Below are 20,880 nucleotides of genomic sequence, written 5' to 3' on the forward strand. Positions count from 1 at the left end.
CTAAATTTACTTTGATAAAAACGTAGTGCTAACAGACCCTAAGTCTTCGTAACTAACCGTGGTTAACTGATCTGTATTAAGCTCAACAACACCACAATAAGAGCCTGTTATAAACACTTGCCCAGTTTTTAAATTAATTCCCTTTGCTGATAAGTAATTAACCGCCCAATAAAGTGGAAGCTGCGCAAGTTCTGCAGGATGCACACCTGCAAAGTTTAACTCCAGCTCAGTTTGCTTAACGTTAATATTTACAGTATTTGCGTTATACGCTTTGGCTTTATCTATTTGTGGGCCTAAATACACGCCTTGATTAGATAGGCCATCAGCCAGCTTTTCAATGTGAGTGCTTGGAGTGCCTTCATCAAACCTTTTTTGAATAAGCTCAAGTGCTAAATGGGCGCTGGCAAATGCAGTATCTACGTCTTCATTTGTATAGGTTTTATTACTTGGTAAATCGCTTTGTAAAATAAATGCAATTTCTGGTTCTATCAGCGCTTTGTTATTTGTTGTATACAGTGGGCAATTTTCAGCTTGTTTTATAGGTGCATGTAAAAGAGGCGCTAATATAATTGAGCCATCATCTAAAGGCAGCATACACTTCCAGCCATATACAGTTTGATCATTTAAATAAATCATCAACTTTTGTACTTCTATCGCATCGTCAGTCGAGTCTAGTACTAACTCTTTAGGAAAGTTTGAACGTGCTGGGTTTTCTTCTCTTTGTGCTAATAAGTGAGTAGCAATTAGTTTTAGCTGTATTGAGTTGTTCACATAAATCTCTTTAAAATACGTTACTGGTTAAGCAGTAAATAGGAAGGATTACATTATTAATGTATTAGCTTAGGCATTGGAACATCATGTTAAATGCCTATAATTAAAATTGTATTGAAAACAAAGCGTGGCAATTATTTAAGTATCAATAGATTTGAGAGAGCGTAAAAATAGCCCTAAGCCACCAAACGCTAAAATTATAATAACAATCAAATCAAACGACGTCATAGTTCGCATACTAAATCGAACACTCGATATAACACCAAATATGAGTGCGGTTAACGAGCCAAGAGATAGCACCCAGCCTAAAATATTTTTAGAATTATAAAAAATCAGACCCACACCAAAAATAAATGGGATCATAACCATGCCGCCTGTAACGCCAAAGCCACCTAAAGCATTAACACTATAAATGCGAGAACTTAGTCCAAAATTAGAGGTCACCGAAATTGCGTTTAGCAGCATATAAAAGCCACCGCACATCATAATTAAACCAATAAAAAAATGCCCAATACCACCAGAGCTTCCACCAGCACCTTTCATTATTAATTATTCCTTTTATATTTTTGACTTAATAGTTTTAGATGGTAATTGCTCGAGTATTAACATTGACCGCAATCTACATAATCAATCAGTGCACACGCGAAAATACTTATCGCGTAATTACATGCCAAATAACATAAAACCAAGATAAAAAACCGTGCAAAATTGCCCATAACACAGACTCATTAGCACTCCATGAAATAGCAATTGCTAGGGCCGTACCAAAAGAGACTCCATATTTTACTATTTCATTTCTTGAGTTTCTCATTAGTTATATTCCTAATTTTTAACTTATACCAATCTGCTTATATATGGGGTCTATTTAACGTTAAGAAAATTACGCTAGAACTAGGCAAAAATTTTTATATCTAGTTGTTCTAAATAAAAAATTTTTAACGACGTTATAGTGCAATTTAATTCGTTAAATTGATCAAAGATTTATGCAGATTGGTATTATTAGCTGCTTGATTTGCTTACTAAAACTGACAGCTCTTTACCATCAATATTAATACTTGCTTCTTTGCCTATTTCAACAATTAAAGAGGGAGCCATATGTTTTCCACCTAGTTTTAGGTCAGTTACTAAACTAACAGTAGAATCATCAATTGGCGTTACTGTAAGAGCAAAACTATACGAATTATCAACTGAAACTGACGCCTCTTCGTTTGAATTGACTACTAAAGTAGGCGAGCCAATTAGGTTTTTATTATCATAAAATTTGGCATTCACTACAAAACTATCATTAGCTTGTGCAAATGATAAAAAGCCTAACAACGCTATTATTGCGATTAATTTTTTCATTATTATTTCCATATAAATTGATACAGCTAAAGGCTATTAAAGCTTTATTAGCTGTGATTTTTCAGCTAGCAATTTACCAACTAATGATTAAAAAACTTATGTTTTAGCTCTGATGAAGTAACCAACACCCAGTGAACTAATATAGAACAACACTCCAAATACACTAATATCAATGAGTAGCTTTAGAATGTCAAAAGTATCTGTAAACACAAGATACTCAAAAGCAAATAAGTGAAATATAACTTTTGATCCGAAATACGCAGTTAATAAAGGGATTACAAAAATAAGAATAGATTGATTTGATTTATTAATTTCCATACCCATGTCTCCATTATTAGTTTAATTAACTCAGCTCTAAAAATATAACACACAAAAAATATATAAATAGTTTGCTATTTTGAGTCTCTTATTCAGTACCACTCGAACTATTTACGGCTGACTAAAATGCCATGTTATATTTCTATAATTTACACCAGAGAACTTTAATGTAAACAACAAATTAAATAGGCTATTTATTAGAGTGGGTTGTGATAGCAAAACGACTCTTAATAAAGTTATGAACCTCTTTTGATTTCGAAGCACTACGAATGCGAATTAACAAAAAAGAGTCCTAATAGGTTTCATTGATATTGGCGAAGTTGGGTATTTAGGCAGGTTGGAGTGTAAGAATAAAAGGTGATGTAAGATAACAGCACCTATTTGAGTATTTACTTTATGATATGTAATTTAGCTAAGTATTTTAATACGTACCATAATAGGCACTATAAAAAGAATTTAACCAATTGATTTATATACATCAATACTACTATTGGTTAAAAGCCCAGTAACTTGCGTACCAAATGCTTTAAAGTGTGGCTCGTTTTTATGCGCTTCAAAGTGCTCGTCAGACGCCCACTGTTCGCTAACAACATAATCGGTATGTTCATCATCACTTTTTACAGATAGTTCATAACGTAAGCACCCTACTTCTTGGCGCGATGACTTTTGTAAGTTTTCAAGTGCTGTAAGCATCACATCTGCATCAATATTTTTGCACGACAGTGCCGCTATAACCGTTAACATGTGTATTCCTTTTAAAAGTTAAGGTGTAGATAATCTACACCTTAAAATATTTAGTTTAACTTTGCGTTTGAGGTAAGTTTACTGATCCCACTGCGGCGCAAAGTCTGGTGTTGCTTGGCGGTCGCCACAATCAAGACCATCAATGCGGGCTATGTCTTCATCATCTAACTTAACGTGGTCGTTAAAGTTATCTTCTAAGTTTTTGCGCTTAGTTGATGATGGAATTGTCGTCATGCCGCTTGCGTTAACCCATGCTAAAACAACTTGTGCTGGACTTGCATCGTGCTTTTTAGCAATGTCGATAATGGTTTGATCTTTAAGTACTTTGCCTACTACAAATGGCATGTACGCTGTCACGTGTATATCGTGCTGAGCACAAAATGCACGCAATTTAGTATTAGTTAAATATGGGTGAACCTCAACCTGATTGGTAAATATTTCACGCGAGTCAAGTGTTTGCATTGCTTCATTTAAGTTTGCAATGGTGAAGTTTGATACACCAATGTGCTTAGTTAAACCAAGCTGCTTCGCTTTTAGTAATTCAGTGAGGTATTCACTCATTGGCTCGTCGTTAGCAGGCGATGGCCAATGAACTAGCAGTAAGTCGACCGAATCAACTTGTAGCTTTTCAAGTGACTTTTTAACGCTTGGGATAAAGTCGCTTTTATTTAATTTGTTATTCCACACTTTGGTGGTTAAGAATATTTCACTGCGCGGAATATTACTATCTTTTATGGCTTGACCTACTTGCTCTTCGTTGCCATAAATTTGTGCGGTATCAATATGGCGAAACCCAACTTCGAGTGCCATTTTTACTGAGTTATAGGCAGTGTCGCCCTCTAAGCGGAATGTTCCCATACCTAGTTCTGGCATTTCTATTACACGTTTTGTCATGGTTTATCCTTATAAAATAATCGGTTTTGAAATACAAACTTTTAAAAGTTTTACGAAATACACCTTTTACTTCTTATTACGACTGTCACTTAAAAATCTATGACCTCATAACATGTATGAGGTCATTAATTTTAGTTTCAAGGTTAGGGTCTGTTAATCTTTAGAGATTACATTTGCAGCAGTGTATTTGGTATTTAGGCAAGGCAGAGCCTATGCAGTGTGGTTGTTCCACATTAATAGGCGATAACGCAGCATAAATGCCAAATACGCGCTGCCTGTAGGTTCTTCCTAGGGTGGATTTACTCTTTGTCCCTCGATTTTTACTTAGCCCACTAGGTTACAAACCTCGCTCCGTGATTAAATCATCCCTAGATTGAACAAATTTAATCCTAAAAGGTCAACAGACCCTGCTAAGGCTTTATGCTTGCTGAATTTCACGTTTATCAAGCATACCGCTGTAGCGTGTAACACCAAGTGCTAAAACAGAGATAACGGCGCCTATCCATGCTGTATCTTGCAGGGTCATGTTCTCTACTACGCTACCGCCAATAATTGAGCCAAGTGCAATACCAATATTAAATGCGGCTATGTTTAAACCTGATGCAACATCTACCGCATTGGGCGTGTGCTTTTGCGCTTGCTTTACTACATAAAGTTGCAAGCCTGGCACATTACCAAAAGCAAATGCGCCCCATACTAAAATAGTAAGTACAGCAGCAATTTTTGATTCCATCGTAAAAGTAAATATCAGTAAAATAATACTCAAAGCGCTGAATATAATGCTCAGTGCGCTAATTGGGCCGCGTTTGTCGGCCAATTTTCCACCCCAAATATTACCTACCGCTACCGATACACCGTAAACAAGCATTATTAAGGCAATAGCCGAAGGCGCAAAACCTGTTTGTTGCTCTAAAATAGGTGCTAAATAAGTAAACGCTGTAAACGTGCCGCCATAGCCCAATATCGTCATTAAATACACCAGTAATAAACGCGGTTTTACGATTACTTGTAGTTGCTCTTTAAACGTCGCTGGTATTGATTGTTTTAAATTTTTTGGCACTAAAATAGAGCTGCCGATTAATGCAATTAAACCTAATACCGACACAACTAAAAACGTTGCACGCCAACCAAAGTGTTGTCCAATCCATGTACCTAGTGGCACACCAGTTACGAGTGCTACAGTAAGCCCGGTAAACATAATGGCTATTGCACTGGCTTCTTTGTCTTTGCTTACTAGACTTGTGGCAATCATCGATCCGATTGAAAAAAACACACCATGGGCAAGCCCCGTTAAAATGCGCGCAAGTATTAATGTTTCGTAACTTGGCGCTTGCCATGCAAGTAAGTTACCTAAAACAAATAAGCCCATTAAGCTTATTAGTACCACTTTACGATTCCAACGACCCGTTAAAGCCGTTAGCACCGGCGCACCGATGGCAACGCCAACCGCATATAAACTTACAAGCAAACCTGCTGAAGGTAGGCTTACGCCTAAGTCGTTTGCAATGGTGGGTACTAATCCCACTATTACAAACTCAGTTGTTCCGATTGCAAATGCGCTTAAGGTAAGCGCCCACAAAGCCAATGGCATAGTTATATCCTCATTAATATTTGAAGAATGTAGTTTGGCTAAAATATCGTTTGCAAAAAATAGCATTAGTGACAAAATACTTTTGTTAATAATGCAAAGATGGTGTTGGTATACTTATGGCAGTTCATTCAAAAACTGAAGATTTAGAAACGTTTATAACGGTAGTAGATTGCGGAAGCTTTTCCGGGGCGGCTAACTTGCTCGATCAGCAGGTGGCTAAAGTGTCGCGAGCTGTATCACGCCTTGAAAATACACTGCAATGTACTTTGCTAAACAGAACAACACGCCGGTTAGAGCTTACCGAAGAAGGCCATACTTTTATAAAATTTGCACGCGAAGGGTTAAATACGCTTTATACCGGTGAAGAAGCCATAAAGCTTTTAAAACAAGCGCCAAGTGGCAAGCTGCGAATAGATGCGGCAAGCCCTTTTGTATTGCACCAACTTACACCTTTAATTGGCGAATTTGCCAAGCAATACCCCCACATAACGCTTGATATAACCTCACACGACAGCATTATTGATTTACTTGAACATAAAACCGATTTAGCCATACGCATTGGTGATTTAAAAGACTCAAATTTACATGCTCGTAAACTTGGCAGCAGCCAGTTACGTATTGTAGCCAGCCCAGAATATATAAAAAACAACGCAACAATTACGCAAATAGATGACTTACAAAATCACAAGATAATTGGTTTTAGTGACTCCCCTAAATTAAACACTTGGCCGTTAGTAAAGCCCGCTTTATTTACGTTTTCGCTTAGCGCAAGCAGCGGCGAAACAGTGCGGCAACTATGTATTGCAAACCAAGGCGTTGCGCTACTTTCTCACTTTATGATTGGCAATGATCTAAAAACAGGTAAATTAGTTGAAGTGTTACCCAGTGCAGTTAGCTCACCTAATAACCGAGAAATTATACAAGCCGTGTATTATAAAAATAGTGCGGTATCGTCTCGCATTACAGCGTTTTTAGATTTTATAAAGCCCAGGCTTAGTTTATAAATTTTGGGCATTGATGTGCTTATCAAATATTTCACATTATTTTTTGACGCTTTTTAATAATCAAAAAGTATAAATAATAAAAGTCGCAATTAAAGGTATTAATCAAAATGGATTCTTTAACGCAGGTAGCATTAGGTAGTGCTGTAGGTTATGCGGTATTAGGCAATAAAATAGGTCGAAAAGCCGTTTTATGGGGAGCAATTTTAGGCACACTTCCTGATTTAGATGTATTTTTGCCTTATGGTGGCTCTGTAGAAGCATTTACTTACCACCGTAGCTTTAGCCATTCGTTATTAATACATTTATTAATTAGTCCGCTCATTGTATGGCTAATATTAAAAATACACGCGGGAATGCAAATTTATAAAGTGCGCTGGTTTTGGCTAGTATTTTTAAGTTTATCTACACATGCCATATTAGACAGCCTAACGGTATACGGTACACAATTACTTTGGCCTTTTACTGAGTACCCCTTTGCGGTTTCTAGTGTGTTTATTATTGACCCCGCTTACACGCTTCCTTTATTAATTGGCGTAATATGTACGCTAATACCCAAAATACAAGCAGCAACGGCTTATCATATAAATGCAGCGGCCTTAGTTTTAAGTAGTCTATATTTATTTTGTGCTTTAATTTTAAAAGTAAGTATTGATGACAAGGTAAAAACAGCACTCAACAACAGGCAAATACCAGTAAATGCTTATATTAGTACGCCTGCCCCGCTAACCACTTTGCTGTGGCGTATTGTTGTGATGTCTGACGGACAATACTACGAAGGTTATGCATCAGTATTTGACGTGCCCAACGATGTTACATTAACGCCTTATCAAACAACGCCTTCATTGTTAAATAATATTAGCGATGAATGGGCTATAAAGCGCTTGCAGTGGTTTACTAAAGGGTTTTATTCGGTGCGTCAACAGCAAAGCAGTATTGTACTTTCTGATTTACGTATGGGCATGGAATGCAACTATGTGTTTAATTTTGTAGTGGGTCAAAAAAATGATTCAGAGGTGAGCATTGGTAACTTTGAAAAAATAAGTCAAAGACCAAACTTAAGCAATCTTCATAAAATATGGGACAGGATTTGGCAACCAAATGTGTCTTTAGCATCACCCTCTGCAAAAAATGACTGCAATAGCCAATAACTACCTATTATAAGATTCGTACTAGCATGAGGAAGTTAAGTGAAGTTCAAGCAGCAATTAAACTAAATAGCTCACTAAAGTGATTGCTGCTTTTTTTGCTGATACATTGCAACATCAGCATCTTGAATCATATCCTCAACCGATTTACCTGTATCGTATTTAAAGTGTGTTACCCCTACACTGTAATCAATTTTGTATGGCTTATTTAATGTATTATTGGCATGCGCAATTGCATCCGCAAACCTTTGTAAAACAAACTCAGCTTTTGTTTCATCTAAATCACTTAGCATTACTACAAACTCATCTCCGCCAAGTCTGCCTATTACTTCACAATCACAAAATGAACTAAGCATAATTTGCGCAAATTTATTCAATACAAAATCGCCTTCGTGGTGTCCATAAACATCATTAATTTGTTTAAACTTATTAAGATCAAACAATATAAACGACATTGATACTTTGTTTCGCCTACATACATTTAGCGTATGCTCAGCAAGGTTCAAAAAGCCACGTCGATTAGAGATTCTTGTTAACTCATCAATTGTAGCTAGTTGAACTGATTGAATCTCTTGCTCAACCAACGTGCCTAAATCTCTTAGTAATTGTTTTTCTTCATCATTAAGGTGTCTAGGTTTATTATCGGCAAGGCATAAAGTGCCTATAATAACCCCTTGCCTTAATTTTAAAGGAAAGCCAGCATAAAAGCGTACTTTAGGATCGCCTGTAACAAAAGGGTTATCAAAAAACCTTTTATCTTGGGCTGTATCTGGGATTATTAAGAGCTCGTCTTGATTTATGGTATGGCCACAAAATGAGGTTTCGCGAGGAAGCTCAGGCGCATCAAGCCCCTGCCTAGATTTAAACCATTGGCGGTCTTCGTCAATTAAAGTAACCAATGAAATAGAAACATTAAACATACGCTTGGCAATACGAGTAACACGATCAAAGCGCTCTTCATGCGACGTATCTAGAATTTTTAATGTTTTTAACGCATGTAATCGCTCTGCTTCGTTACTTGGGATCTCAGGTTTAATCATTAAAGCTCAATTAATTTTAAGTGTTTTATGAATTACGAAATGGGAGCGAATATTTTCGAGTATATAACCCATAAACTTATTTAAATTATAAACAGTCTGTCTATTAAAACTAGAACATTACCTTAAAATAGCAATAAATACTTATGAATATCAGTAAGTCGTACCTAAATAAAGATAAGATTAAATCCGCAAAAAATTATGATGAAAACAGGTGGGAGTAGTGGTTGATACAACATTACTACTTTCTAGTTAAAAAGTAGTAGTGGCTATTTAGTTTTATTTAAATAACCACTGGATTTGGCATACTTACAAAAATAAACACTTTAATTTTGGTGCTCATATTGTCCACGGTAAACTTCAAATACTTTTAAAACAGTATGTTGCTCTTTAGTTAGGTTATCAAACCAAGTATCAAACAGCTCATCATCTTCTTGCTCACTAAGTGCCATATACCTTGCTAGTAACTCTACAATATCATTGTGGTTGCAGGTTAACGGATTTACTTGTTGCGCCAAGGTACTGTGGTCGCGCTCTCTTAGGGTTTCCATCACCCCTTGGTCAATTTGTTCTTGTTGTTGTGTTGCGTCACTCATACATAACCTCTGTAATAACTTTATAACCGTATTTGTTAACGTTTTAACTCTTAAATATAGTTATAACAGCCTAAACGCCAATAGCCAGCATTTTTAATTCAAGTGCTTATTTTTTGATTTATTTGCACAAATAGCCAGCAATTACGCCCCTTTTGGGGAGCATTTAAATAATTTGCAATGAGAGAATAAATACGTTAAATTAAAATGATACATTATCACATATCATTTATTGAGGCGTATTATGAAACCAAATATTCATCCTGATTACCAAGTGGTTGCTTTTCACGATACTGCTGCCGATTCTTACTTTATTATTGGCTCAACCATTAAAACAAGCCGCACAGTAGAAATAGACGGTAATACTTATCCATATGTACCTATTGACGTATCAAGTGACTCACATCCATTTTATACAGGCAAGCAAAAAACTGTTGCTACAGATGGCCGTGTTGCACAGTTTAACCGTCGTTTTAAAAGTTTATCGACTGTTAAAAAGGAAAAGGTATGAAAGTATTAAGTTCCCTAAAAAGTGCGAAGCAACGCCCGGGGTGTCAAATTGTAAAACGCAAAGGTCGTGTATTTGTAATTTGCAAAAACAACCCACGCTTTAAAGCAGTACAAGGAATGAAAAAGAAATAAGTTAAGCCGTGGGGCACTATACATAATTAGGTAGCCTGTTAAAGCTACCTAATTTAGGGAGGATTATTTTACCACTACTGAAAACTCTGGCACTGCCTGAATTACTTTTTTTACCGTACAGGTATTAACGGCTGCAATAAGCGCCTTTTTATATTTATCAGGAAAACCGTCTGGTAGGTTAATCTCAATTGAAAATAACTTTTTACCGTTATCATCTACATTTTCATTATTTTGAGTAAGCGTCATACCTTGCGTTGAAATATCACGCTGCTCACAAAATTTACGTGCATAAAAACCTGCACATAAAACCATACTTACTAAAAAGTAATCAAACGGTTCAGGATGCTCTGCGTTGCCACCAGCGTTTACACTTTGATCGCTGATTACTTCTAGGTCGCCAAATTTAGCGCTTTGCTTTTGGCCTTCTAACATTGAAACTGAAATTTCCATTGTGTTTCCTTATATTTATTGCTGCAGATACTTTTAACGCAGTTAGCTTAAAAGTAGCGACTAAAGATACATATAGTTTAGGTTTATGAACCGAACAGTAATTCAAAGAACCCTGGAGGCTCATGTAGCTCATGATATTTTTTACGTAAATTATCTATGTTTTTTAACGGTTCTTTTGCTGCACTTAGACCCTGCTCGTTCGCTGCTTTTTTAGCAAGCTCAGCTTGGGCAATCACTTTATCAAGGCCCTGCAATGACTGCTCAGGCTTTTTGTAAAACTTACCTGTTTTACTTACTTTTACTAGCTTTATAAATTCATCAATCGCAGTATTAAATTCACTAAGTTGAGTTGCCTGTACTGCTTGTTTATACGCAAGGCCCGTATTTTTCATATTTATTTCAAGATCGACAGGTTCCTCGGCTAAAACCAATGAGCTAAATAATAACGTAATAGCTAAATAAAAATACTTCATGAAAAACCCTATAAATAAAAGAAGGCTAATTGTATCAATTATGCTCATAAAAGTAACTCAACAGATATAGTGAACCGTTAAGTGCTGTAAAGGGGCTTTACAGTAAGTAACTACAACGTTTAGACAATAAAAAAGCCTGCATTTGCAGACTTTTATAATGAGTTAAAGCTTATTTAATATTACTCAGCCACACGCTTTGGTATGGTTCTAGCTCTATCGTTAATTGGCTTTCTTCAATCGTTTTATCTGCCACCAAATCAAACCACTTTTGGGTGTTAATTAAGTTTAAGTCGGCCAATGTGAGTGTTTGTGGTTTATCGCTAATGTTATAAACACAAAATATGCTTTGCCGTCTGTCTATACTTTGTCGCCAAAAACCAAATAATCCCCCTGCTAAATGCAGCGTAAACTGTGTAGCATTTGGGTGGAAGGCACTTTGCTTTTTGCGTACTGCCAATAAACTTTTTATGCCGTTAAACACTTTATGATGATGACTGTACTTTTCACCAATTGCCGCCAGTAGCTTTGACTCTTGCCAACGATGGCGGTTAATAGCACGGTTATGCTGTGAATTTTCAAAGCGTTCGTAATCGTTAGTTGTACCCAACAAACTATGGATATAAAGCCCTGGGATACCTTCAAGCGCAAACATAATTGCGTGAGCACACATAAATCGCTCCAGGCCAAACTTATCTGGGCCATTGTGCGTCCCTTGGAGAGCATCAAATAAAGCAATATTTAGCTCGTACGGTGTATGCGTTCCATCGTTACTGGTTCGCATAGATACACGACCACCAAATTGCATAGTGGTACTTACAAGTGACGCCACTTCACTGGGTTGTAATAAACCTTCAATTGGTCTGAGCCCTATTCCATCGTGCGAGGCTATAAAATTAAAGTATGCCGTACCATTTTGCGCAGGCGGCATGCTCATCATCCAATGCTTAATTGCAGTGCTATCGCCACTAAGTAATGTATGAAGCAATAAAGGCGGCAGTGCAAAGTTATAAATACTGTGCGCTTCGTTGGCATTACCAAAATAAGACAGGTTTTCTTGATTTGGAATATTGGTTTCGGTAATTATAACTACGCTCGGCTCTGCGTGCTCAATAAGTGTTCGCATTAGCCTTACGGCTTCATGTGTTTGCGGCAAGTTAATACAACTTGTATTAAGCTGCTTCCACAAAAATGCGACCGCATCGAGTCTAAATAAACGCACACCATTGTCTAAATAGTGCCTAATTATTCCCACAAACTCTTTAAGTACCTCGGGGTTTGCAAAATCAAAATCAACCTGATCGTGACTAAAGGTACACCACACATGTTTTTCGCCGCTTGGCGTAGTTACAGTATTTAATAACGATGAGGTTCGCGGGCGTACAACTTGGCTTAAATCATCCGTTAAGCTGGCCGTTTTGAAATAGTCTTTCCCCGGGTGTAAATCATTTAAAAAGTTCTCAAACCATACACTTCTGCTTGAGCAATGGTTAATAACCAAATCCGCCATTAGCTTTACATCTTTAGCGATATTTTGAATATCTCCCCAATCACCCAAGGACTCGTTCACTTGCACGTAGTTCATTACGGCAAAGCCTTCGTCTGAGCTGTACGGGTAAAATGGCAATATGTGCAGCGCATTTAGCTGCATATCACATTGCTCTTTTATAAACCTGTGTAGTGTTTTAAGCGGTGCCTCCATTGGGCTCGATACGGCAAATTCACTATCATCGTGTTTAATAATAGAGTCGCCATAAGCAATCAATACTATATCTTGTTCATCCCACCGGTTTGTATGGGGTGTCGGGTCGCGCAGTGCATTGCTACCTAGTATAATTTTAATGAGTTGCTGAGCAAGCTCAGTAACCGATAAAGGCAGCTCAACACCCTCATAAATAATATGAAGATGTTGCTCTACTCGTTGTAAAAATAATTCGCTAACTGTGCTCACATGCGCCCCTAATATTTATTGTTTAGACTTATAGGCTAATTAACCTGCACGCAGGTTAACTATATTCTTCGTTATCTAGCTCTACGGCTTCTTTTAAGCGCTCAAGTACGTCTGGCATTGCTGATACAACACGGTTCCAACTTGGCACAAATGGCGCTTCCATTGGGTTTTCTAAAAAGTGTTGCCCTGCTTCCATAATATTTTGTGCAAACATTTCTACTGCTTTTTCTTCTTGGTGTACATCAAGCGTTAACCCGTTCATTAGCGCGTCGTTATGATACGTTTCTATAAAATCTAAACCGATACGGTAATAAGTCGCTTTTAATGAACGAATTGTTTCGCTGGTAAAAGTAACACCTTGAGTCGCCAGCTTTCTAAACAATGCCTTAGTAATATCAATCGACATTTTAGACAAACCTGCACTTTGATCATCAAGTGAAAGTTCTTGGTGCTTATGGTCATAATTATCGGCAATATCTACTTGGCACAAGCGGTTATGCGAATAGTTACGATACATTTCACTCAGTACGCCTATTTCAAGGCCCCAATCACTTGGGATACGAATATCGTTTAATACATCGCGTCTAAACGAAAACTCACCTGCAAGTGGGTATCTAAAAGAGTCCATATATTCAAGGTAGTCGGTATTGCCTAAAATTGTTTTAAATGAGCGAAGCAATGGCGTAACTAATAAGCGCGATACACGGCCATTAATTTTGCCATTAGCAGTACGCGGGTAAAACCCTTTACAAAATTCATAGTTAAAACGCGGATGCGCAACGGGGTAAATTAAGCGAGCAAGTAGGCTTCTGTCGTAGGTTAAAATATCGCAATCATGCAGCGCGATAGACTCTACTTCTGCTGTTGCTAATTTATAACCCATGCAATACCACACATTACGCCCTTTACCCAGCTCACGTGGTGCAACACCTAGCTCTTGTAATTCTTTATCTAGTGCTTGTAAGCGTGGGCCGTCGTTCCATAATACTTTATGGTTTTGGTTTAGCTCTTTAAAAAAGCCTAGTGCATGACGGTACTGTGCTTCGTCGGCTCTATCTAAGCCTATCGTAATTTGTGATAAATATGGTACTTCGCGTAATTCACTAACTATATTTTGCAGCGCAGGGCCTTCAAGTTCACTAAATAACGAAGGAAGTATTAACCCCATAGGGCGCTGCTTACTAAAAGTAAGTAGCTCTTTTTCTAGGTCTTCTATTGGTCTGTCGGCAATATTATGTAGTGTTGTAATAATGCCATTTTGGTAAAAATCAGCCATGAGATGTTTGCTCCTCAGAAATACTTAAAATACTGCTAATACACGGCAACGACGTTATTTCTTCAATCCAGCCCAGCGGTGCTGGTGATTGAGAATATCGTGCTTTGTTGTGCGACAATTTAACCGGCTTTTTACTCGCCGGATTGGCAATAATAATGGCGATATTTGCGTGCTCTAACATTTGCTTATCGTTATCGCTATCACCCAGTGCTATAACCGTGAGAGGCTTTCTGAAATGATGGGTAAACTGTTTAACTAACCACTGCTGTGCAGCGCTTTTATCGGTATTTTTGGCAATATGAATGAAGCGTCCACCAATTTTTATATCGTAGCCGAGTGCTTCAACGTCGTTTACAAAGGCTGTGAGTAATTCGTCATTGCCATACCAATAAAGAGGGTCTGAATAATCGCGAGTTTGTGCGCGTCTTGCTTGTGCATCGTTTAGCCCGGTAAGCTCTGATATTTGCTCACTCGATAAGTCACTAAACAATTTGTAATGCGCTTTATAATCCGCCTTTAAAGTATTTAAATCATTTAATAAACTCGATAACGGCTTTGCCATTGCGTAGCACCAATAAGCGCCTACTTTTTTACAACCAATTGGCTTTAATTCAAAATAGTCTTCTGGAATAAATACCGCTGCACCGTTTTCGACAATAAAAGGCTGTCGAATATTTAAATCGTTTTTAAGCTCTATAACTTCGCAAAAAGTTTTGCTGGTATTAAACACCACAGGAATATGCGCATTTTGCAGCTGCTGTAATAACTCACTGATATTATTTGTATTGTAATCGGCGTGATCGAGTAATGTACCGTCCAAATCTGTAAAAATAATAGGTTGAAGGGTGTCATCACTTGTTAGGTGCATACCGCTAATATCTCGGTTGCTATCAAGTTCAATTAAAGCATTTGCTTTAGCGCTCAGTGTGTTTAAGTTCTCACGCGTAATGCGCTCAAAATGAGAAATAAAATACACCAATTGCTCGTTAGTCATGGTGCCTGAGCCTTCACCTTTTTTGGCTATTAGCTTTTGTTCTTGCTCTTGTCGCCATGTAAAAACATCACTAAAACTCGGTGCTTTTAGCATAACTGTATAATCAATTAGGTTAAAAACGGCTTTATATTCATTTGCCAAACAGCTATTTACACAGCGGCGCCAAACGCCTTCTTTATCAAACTGTTGCTCTAACTCGTTAAGCGGCTCACTCAATGAAAACAGCGGTTGTGGCTCACTGCCTACGCACCACCCTTCTAAAATAACAATATCAACTGGCTTTTCATTTGTTAGCCAATCACTTGTTGGCACGCAGTCGTCTTCGTGTTTATTAAAACGGGGAAGCGGTACGTTTACCTCTCCTGCCAGTAAATTAGTTATTGTGCTATTCATTAACGCTACGTCGTGAGTACCCGGTACTCCGCGAGTAGTAAAAAGAGGATGTACGTCTTTGGCAAGCTCAGTACGTGCTTCTTTTGCTAAATAAAAGTCATCAATAGACAATGCAACACTGTTAAGTGGTGTGTTTTTAGAAAACCACGTAACTAAAAAATCTGCGAGTGTTGTTTTTCCTGAGCCCTGGCATCCATTTATGGCAACAAAAATAGGAGTATTTGTTTTTTTAGATTCGAGGATGTCATGCGCAAGTGGAACAAAATATTGCTCACTCAAATATTGATACTTTAAAGGCAGTTGGTGTTTTGCTAAAAACGGGGTTATATCCACAATATTGGCCTCTGACATAGTAACTCCTTTGCATACGATGCGTTCTGGAAATTAAATGCAGATACTAGACCATTATTATTTTTGTATATTTATTAATAGGTTAAAAAAATAGCGCATTGAAAATGCGCTATTTTGGTGCAATACTTTTAACTTACGTGCACTATTAACTCTCTTGAGGCTGCGCCTTAGGTAATACAAGGTTGAGTATAATGCCTAAAATAGCGCATAAACTTACGCCCTCTAAACTAAATTGGCTACCACCTATATGCATACCGCCAATACCGCACACCAAAATAAGTGCAACAATACTTAAGTTACGTGGTGCTGTTAAATCATCGCCCGACTTAACTAATGTATTTAAACCCACTACAGCAATAGAGCCAAAAAGTAGAATCATAATGCCGCCCATTACAGGTACAGGTATAGTCTGTAAGCCAGATCCCATTTTAGCAACAAAGGCTAAAATAATGGCGATAATGGCTGTCCACATCATTACTTTAGGATTGAAGTTTTTGGTAAGCATAACTGCTCCCGTTACCTCTGAGTAAGTAGTGTTAGGCGGGCCGCCAAATAATGATGCTGCAGACGTCGCAAGGCCATCACCAAATAAAGTACGGTGAAGCCCAGGTTTTTTCAAAAAGTCTTTATTGGTTACTTGGCTAATAGCCATCATGTCACCAATATGCTCAATTGCAGGTGCTATTGCTACAGGCACCATAAACAAAATAGCCTGCCATTTAAACTCAGGCCATGTGAAGTTTGGTACAGCAAACCACTGTGCGTTAGTTACTGCGTCAAATTGCACAACGCCCATACCAAGCGATAAACAATAACCCGCAACAACCCCTGCCAGAATAGGTATAAGCTTAAATACGCCTTTTCCCCACACTGCAAAAATAAGCGTAACCACTAACGAGAACAACGAAATATAAATAGCACTGTTGTAATCAATAATTTGAATACTTCCGTCGCCACTTTTACCCATCGCCATATTTACAGCAACAGGTGCAAGCGCTAAACCAATAACCATAATTACAGGGCCTACAACCACAGGCGGTAAAATTTTATGAAGCGTTGCAACGCCCTTAAATTTTACTAATAAACTTAAAAGCATATAAGCAAAGCCCGCTACCATTAAGCCGCCCATAGTGGCTGGCACGCCCCACATTTGCACAGCGGCAATAATGGGTGCAATAAAAGCAAATGATGAAGCTAAAAATATAGGCACTTGGCCTTTAGTCACTACCTGAAACAGCAAAGTACCAATGCCAGCGGTAAAAAGCGCAACATTAGGATCCAAGCCCGTTAAAAGTGGCACTAATACCAGTGCACCAAATGCTACAAACAGCATTTGCGCGCCTGTTAAAATAGTTTTTATTGAAAAGGTGTCATTATTTTGCACTTAAAGACTCCTAAACAGTACCGAATATTTTGTCGCCCGCATCGCCTAAACCAGGGATAATATAGCCCTTTTCGTTTAAGTGGCTATCTACAGAGGCTGTAAATATTTCTACGTCGGGATGTGCTGTAAGTGTTTTTTCCACACCTTCTGGTGCAGCTACTAATACAATTACTTTGATTTCTTTACAGCCTGCTTTTTTAAGCATATCGATTGTGGCAATCATTGAGCCACCGGTTGCAAGCATAGGGTCAATAACTAAGCTTAAGCGCTCATCAATATTACCAACAAGCTTTTCAAAATATGGTACTGGCTCTAGCGTTTCTTCGTTACGTTCAAGACCAACAACACTTACTTTAGCGGCTGGTAATAACTGCATAACACCGTCCATCATGCCAAGACCAGCACGCAAAATAGGCACTACGGTAATTTTTTTACCTTTAATATGCTCTACTTTTAATTTATTGCCATCCCAGCCTGTAATTTCGTTATCTTCTAACTGTAGGTTTTTAGTTGCTTCGTAGGTTAATAAGGTTCCAACTTCAGAACATAATTCACGAAAGCTTTTAGTACTAATACCATGCGCTCGCATTAGGCCTAGTTTATGTTGAACAAGAGGGTGAGAAATAACGTGAATTGCCATGATATAAACCTACTGATACAAGAATTTGCAGTATTTTATATTAAAAAAGGTCATTTGACCTGTAGTTTTAAAGAGATTTTCATACATCGTGCCAAAATGTATTGTTTTGCTTGATATTTATGCAAGAGATTAGCAAAACCTGTTTATTAAATGTTACCCGCTAACCAGCTGTTTACTTGCTGTTGCATATAACTATTTATTTTTTGATGCTCGGGGCTCCACCCAGCTAAAAATCGATAAAAGTCAGCCCATGCAGCAGGCCATAAAGCGAGCCAATTGTCAGCTATTTTACTTGCTGGTGCCCAAGGGTGATAAGCTGCAATAGCAGCCTTTAAATTATCAAAATAATACACAAGGTACTCATCAGCGCACTCGTGTAATTGTGCATCACTTAAGCAACTGGTCATAAAATACATTACATCAATTATCCCAGAACCTGCACCTATATACTGAAAATCATAACCGAGTATTTCATCGCGCTCATTTGCTGCAAAGTTAGCAAGTTTTGCATCGCCATGAATCAGCGTTTTATACGTACAACTTTGTAGCTGCTCATCTATTTTATGTGCAGCATTTTTAATATCGGACTTTTTATCAAGGTTATCTTTTAGTTTATTAAACTCATCTGGGCGCGTGCTTAAATGCCAGTAGTTGCCTTGCTGCCATAACCCTTCAGCGGGTTTACTTAAGTTAAACGCATGAAAGTGTGCAAGCCACCTTAATATAGCTTTAACATGTTGTGGCCCTGCTTGAGTAAACCCATGTTTGGTGAAATCCTTAAACACCAGCGCATATTCATCATCTTTATTAATTGCACCTATACATTCAATACTTTGCGCATGTACTGGTAAATGCTGGCTATAAAGCTTATAAAATGTGTATTCAACACTATATGAGTGCTGCTTTCTTTTAAGCGCAAATTCGCTTTGTTTAATTTTAGGATGGTTTATATAACTGGGTATTTTAATCGCTTTAATAACGCAGGCTTTATCATCAAGCTGGCACTGCACAATACTGCCACATCCACTCCAAAGTGATGTAAGCGTATCGCCAATTTCAATGTGCTTAAAGTGAGGTTGTAATAAAGGAATGTAAAATGCCATAGCTATATTAAGTAATTAAGTTTTTTGTAGTTTAACATTAGTGGACGTTTTTAATAAAACTAAGGCATAAGAAAGCTCCACTTGGTTTTATACAAGTTTGTATGTAAATAGTGGCCAAAATCACTATGCCACAACACTTTGATTTTAAAATTAACTGGATAAAACCATGTCTTCCTAGGTTGAGTATATTTAGGCATTTTAGCCTCTTCAAAGTGATGAGGAGGTGTCCACTAAAACGGGTGAGGAGCAATGTCCTGCTTGAATGGTTTGTTATGTAACCTTTATACCACTTTCCTCAAAAAAATTTTCTAATTTACTTTTATTAATGTTTGATAGAAAAGCAAAAGATCTAAAGGTAATACCGACTTTAGATTTAAAGTCTATTAGGTGACCCAGCGGACCAAGATTATAGGAGCGTATTTCTTGAAGTGAATCAAGTGCAATGTCATCTTTAAAAAAGCCATAACCGTAAAAGTACAACCTATTTTGATGAATTTGAAAAACAGGCTTACTTAAGGCTCTAATAGACCAAACCCAAAGGATAAAACCAACACCAAATAAAATAATCAAAGTAAAATCTAAACGATAGTTAAGCAAGCTAAGTAATAATTCATCATCGCTCCTATTACGAGCCTCTAAGAAATAAACACCTAAAAAGGTTCCTATCGGAACTCCAGGTATTACCCAGATGTACATTAAGAATGCTTTCCACATTGGATAATGTTCTGTGGACGAGTTTCTCCAGAATTTCACAATTCTTCCTTGGTTACATAACGCGCTAATCAGTCGAGCCGTTGTTTGGCGTCGGCTGCATTTGCTTGTTAGCTTGAATATACTCTAATCCCATTTCTTTTTTGCATATATCTCCGCTCTCAAACTTTTCATCAGAATAAAATAGTGCACCAATTATCTTATTATTTGTTGGGTTAAAAGACACACTTAACGAATCAACTCCCTTAGCTTCATTGCGATTGATTTTTAAAGTCAAAGAGGTTTGGTTTTCTGTGCGTTGCATTTTAACGTGTGTAACAGAAGAAACTTGGTAAAAAGCAGGATACAGAATTAAGGAAGAACTGAACGCGTTAATTAAGGCTTGTTTATCATTCCACTCTGGAATTGATTTCTTATACCTTTCCATTGCAGTTAAGTAATCATGATATTCATCTATTCGATCAGCAGAGTGATAACTTTTTGATAGGTTCTTAACGTCATAAATATAATTATTGATTTGAATAAGCTCATCACTTGAGCATACGTTAGCGAAACTCCCTGCTGTGAAAGTCGAACTTAGTAGCAATACTAAATGACTAAGTTTCATATTTGAAAACATACGCCTCCCTTCAAGCTAACGCTTACATAAGCGGAAAATTATAGTTGGCTAAAATTTTGAGGAACGAAAAAGAGCCAACTGTAAATTTTCCGTTTGATGTTCTTGTTAGTTGCAAATAGTCAATTTAACCTTTGTCTACTTTTTGCTTTTTCTTGAGAGAAAAACCAAATACTGCACCTACCGCCATACCAAAAAGAACACCTAATAAAATATTCTGGATGATAATTCCTATTGCAACACCTATTGATATGCCAATAGCTAAACCAAACTTTATCGGGTTTTTTACCGCACCTGTTTTATTCCAATTACTCATCAGAGTTCCCTTTGCAACTAGACATAATGACTCCCACACGGTGTTAGCCTCCGCTTTTCGTGGGTTAGCTTAATTCAAAGCCAGAGCCATAATTAGTTTGTCAATTAACTAAACAGCAGAGGCTAACATGAATAAACATAGC

The 20,880-nt window shown here is 37.5% G+C and carries 24 protein-coding genes; 4 read left to right on the plus strand and 20 right to left on the minus strand.

Annotated features, from left to right (window positions below):
• Positions 1-6 precede the first annotated feature (6 nt).
• The 7 genes from H5126_RS19480 to H5126_RS19510 all read right to left on the minus strand — a co-directional run bounded on the left by H5126_RS19480 (position 7) and on the right by H5126_RS19510 (position 5,662).
• The gene (locus H5126_RS19480) at positions 7-771 is read right to left on the minus strand and encodes a 2-keto-4-pentenoate hydratase (RefSeq protein WP_165724030.1); all 765 of its coding nucleotides are present in this window, start codon (positions 769-771) and stop codon (positions 7-9) included.
• A gap of 138 nt (positions 772-909) precedes the next feature.
• A complete protein-coding gene (locus H5126_RS19485) occupies positions 910-1,314 on the minus strand; it encodes a hypothetical protein (RefSeq protein WP_002958658.1) in 405 nt (134 codons plus the stop codon).
• 109 nt (positions 1,315-1,423) lie between these two features.
• Positions 1,424-1,582 (minus strand): hypothetical protein, encoded by a 159-nt coding sequence (locus H5126_RS19490; RefSeq protein WP_007378675.1) that lies wholly within the window; start codon positions 1,580-1,582, stop codon positions 1,424-1,426.
• Positions 1,583-1,770: 188 nt separating this feature from the next.
• Positions 1,771-2,115, minus strand: coding sequence for a hypothetical protein (locus H5126_RS19495; RefSeq protein WP_182720904.1), 345 nt, complete (start codon positions 2,113-2,115; stop codon positions 1,771-1,773).
• Positions 2,116-2,889: 774 nt separating this feature from the next.
• Positions 2,890-3,177 carry a putative quinol monooxygenase gene (locus tag H5126_RS19500; RefSeq protein WP_002958660.1) on the minus strand — a complete coding sequence of 96 codons (288 nt, stop codon included), beginning with the start codon at positions 3,175-3,177 and terminating at the stop codon, positions 2,890-2,892.
• 78 nt (positions 3,178-3,255) lie between these two features.
• The gene (dkgB, locus tag H5126_RS19505) at positions 3,256-4,071 is read right to left on the minus strand and encodes a 2,5-didehydrogluconate reductase DkgB (RefSeq protein ID WP_154902884.1); all 816 of its coding nucleotides are present in this window, start codon (positions 4,069-4,071) and stop codon (positions 3,256-3,258) included.
• A 418-nt stretch (positions 4,072-4,489) separates the two neighbouring features.
• Positions 4,490-5,662 (minus strand): MFS transporter, encoded by a 1,173-nt coding sequence (locus H5126_RS19510; RefSeq protein WP_039487557.1) that lies wholly within the window; start codon positions 5,660-5,662, stop codon positions 4,490-4,492.
• A gap of 116 nt (positions 5,663-5,778) precedes the next feature.
• Here H5126_RS19510 and H5126_RS19515 point away from each other — a divergent pair, with 116 nt between their 5' ends.
• Positions 5,779-6,666 (plus strand): LysR family transcriptional regulator, encoded by an 888-nt coding sequence (locus H5126_RS19515; RefSeq protein WP_182692513.1) that lies wholly within the window; start codon positions 5,779-5,781, stop codon positions 6,664-6,666.
• Positions 6,667-6,773: 107 nt separating this feature from the next.
• Entirely contained in the window at positions 6,774-7,814 is a 1,041-nt protein-coding gene (locus tag H5126_RS19520) for a metal-dependent hydrolase (protein ID WP_182720903.1), read from the plus strand.
• Positions 7,815-7,888: 74 nt separating this feature from the next.
• Here H5126_RS19520 and H5126_RS19525 read toward each other — a convergent pair whose 3' ends face one another.
• The gene (locus H5126_RS19525; RefSeq protein ID WP_182720902.1) at positions 7,889-8,851 is read right to left on the minus strand and encodes a sensor domain-containing diguanylate cyclase; all 963 of its coding nucleotides are present in this window, start codon (positions 8,849-8,851) and stop codon (positions 7,889-7,891) included.
• A gap of 323 nt (positions 8,852-9,174) precedes the next feature.
• Positions 9,175-9,444: a hypothetical protein gene (locus H5126_RS19530; RefSeq protein WP_039487544.1), complete on the minus strand. Its 270-nt coding sequence runs from the start codon at positions 9,442-9,444 to the stop codon at positions 9,175-9,177.
• A 241-nt stretch (positions 9,445-9,685) separates the two neighbouring features.
• Here H5126_RS19530 and H5126_RS19535 point away from each other — a divergent pair, with 241 nt between their 5' ends.
• Positions 9,686-9,952 (plus strand): type B 50S ribosomal protein L31, encoded by a 267-nt coding sequence (locus H5126_RS19535; protein WP_182712301.1) that lies wholly within the window; start codon positions 9,686-9,688, stop codon positions 9,950-9,952.
• Positions 9,949-10,083 carry a type B 50S ribosomal protein L36 gene (ykgO, locus tag H5126_RS19540; protein ID WP_002958669.1) on the plus strand — a complete coding sequence of 45 codons (135 nt, stop codon included), beginning with the start codon at positions 9,949-9,951 and terminating at the stop codon, positions 10,081-10,083. Before H5126_RS19535 ends, ykgO begins: the two co-directional genes overlap by 4 nt.
• A 63-nt stretch (positions 10,084-10,146) precedes the next feature.
• Here the strand turns inward: ykgO and H5126_RS19545 are convergent, their stop codons facing one another.
• The 11 genes from H5126_RS19545 to H5126_RS19595 form a co-directional block, all read right to left on the minus strand.
• Positions 10,147-10,533, minus strand: coding sequence for an OsmC family protein (locus H5126_RS19545; RefSeq protein ID WP_002958670.1), 387 nt, complete (start codon positions 10,531-10,533; stop codon positions 10,147-10,149).
• A gap of 83 nt (positions 10,534-10,616) precedes the next feature.
• Positions 10,617-11,006 (minus strand): cytochrome b562, encoded by a 390-nt coding sequence (locus H5126_RS19550; RefSeq protein WP_002958671.1) that lies wholly within the window; start codon positions 11,004-11,006, stop codon positions 10,617-10,619.
• A gap of 169 nt (positions 11,007-11,175) precedes the next feature.
• Positions 11,176-12,954, minus strand: coding sequence for a sugar phosphorylase (locus H5126_RS19555; RefSeq protein ID WP_002958672.1), 1,779 nt, complete (start codon positions 12,952-12,954; stop codon positions 11,176-11,178).
• 55 nt (positions 12,955-13,009) lie between these two features.
• Positions 13,010-14,230: a glycosyl transferase gene (locus H5126_RS19560; protein WP_002958673.1), complete on the minus strand. Its 1,221-nt coding sequence runs from the start codon at positions 14,228-14,230 to the stop codon at positions 13,010-13,012.
• Positions 14,223-15,968 (minus strand): HAD-IIB family hydrolase, encoded by a 1,746-nt coding sequence (locus tag H5126_RS19565; RefSeq protein WP_182720901.1) that lies wholly within the window; start codon positions 15,966-15,968, stop codon positions 14,223-14,225. The genes H5126_RS19560 and H5126_RS19565 overlap by 8 nt, the downstream gene beginning before the upstream one ends.
• Positions 15,969-16,113: 145 nt before the next feature.
• Entirely contained in the window at positions 16,114-17,352 is a 1,239-nt protein-coding gene (locus H5126_RS19570) for a uracil-xanthine permease family protein (protein ID WP_182720900.1), read from the minus strand.
• Between the two features lie 10 nt (positions 17,353-17,362).
• A complete protein-coding gene (gene upp / locus H5126_RS19575; RefSeq protein WP_002958676.1) occupies positions 17,363-17,992 on the minus strand; it encodes a uracil phosphoribosyltransferase in 630 nt (209 codons plus the stop codon).
• 146 nt (positions 17,993-18,138) lie between these two features.
• Positions 18,139-19,095 carry a phosphotransferase gene (locus H5126_RS19580; RefSeq protein WP_182720899.1) on the minus strand — a complete coding sequence of 319 codons (957 nt, stop codon included), beginning with the start codon at positions 19,093-19,095 and terminating at the stop codon, positions 18,139-18,141.
• A 270-nt stretch (positions 19,096-19,365) separates the two neighbouring features.
• Complete coding sequence (locus tag H5126_RS19585) at positions 19,366-19,791, minus strand: hypothetical protein (protein ID WP_182720898.1); 426 nt, start codon at positions 19,789-19,791, stop codon at positions 19,366-19,368.
• 82 nt (positions 19,792-19,873) lie between these two features.
• The gene (locus tag H5126_RS19590; protein WP_182693008.1) at positions 19,874-20,425 is read right to left on the minus strand and encodes a hypothetical protein; all 552 of its coding nucleotides are present in this window, start codon (positions 20,423-20,425) and stop codon (positions 19,874-19,876) included.
• A 124-nt stretch (positions 20,426-20,549) separates the two neighbouring features.
• Positions 20,550-20,738, minus strand: coding sequence for a hypothetical protein (locus H5126_RS19595; RefSeq protein ID WP_182712307.1), 189 nt, complete (start codon positions 20,736-20,738; stop codon positions 20,550-20,552).
• Between the last annotated feature and the right edge of the window lie 142 nt (positions 20,739-20,880).

The sequence above is a fragment of the Pseudoalteromonas sp. SG45-3 genome, from assembly GCF_014164075.1.
GTDB classification, from domain to species: Bacteria; Pseudomonadota; Gammaproteobacteria; order Enterobacterales; family Alteromonadaceae; genus Pseudoalteromonas; species Pseudoalteromonas distincta.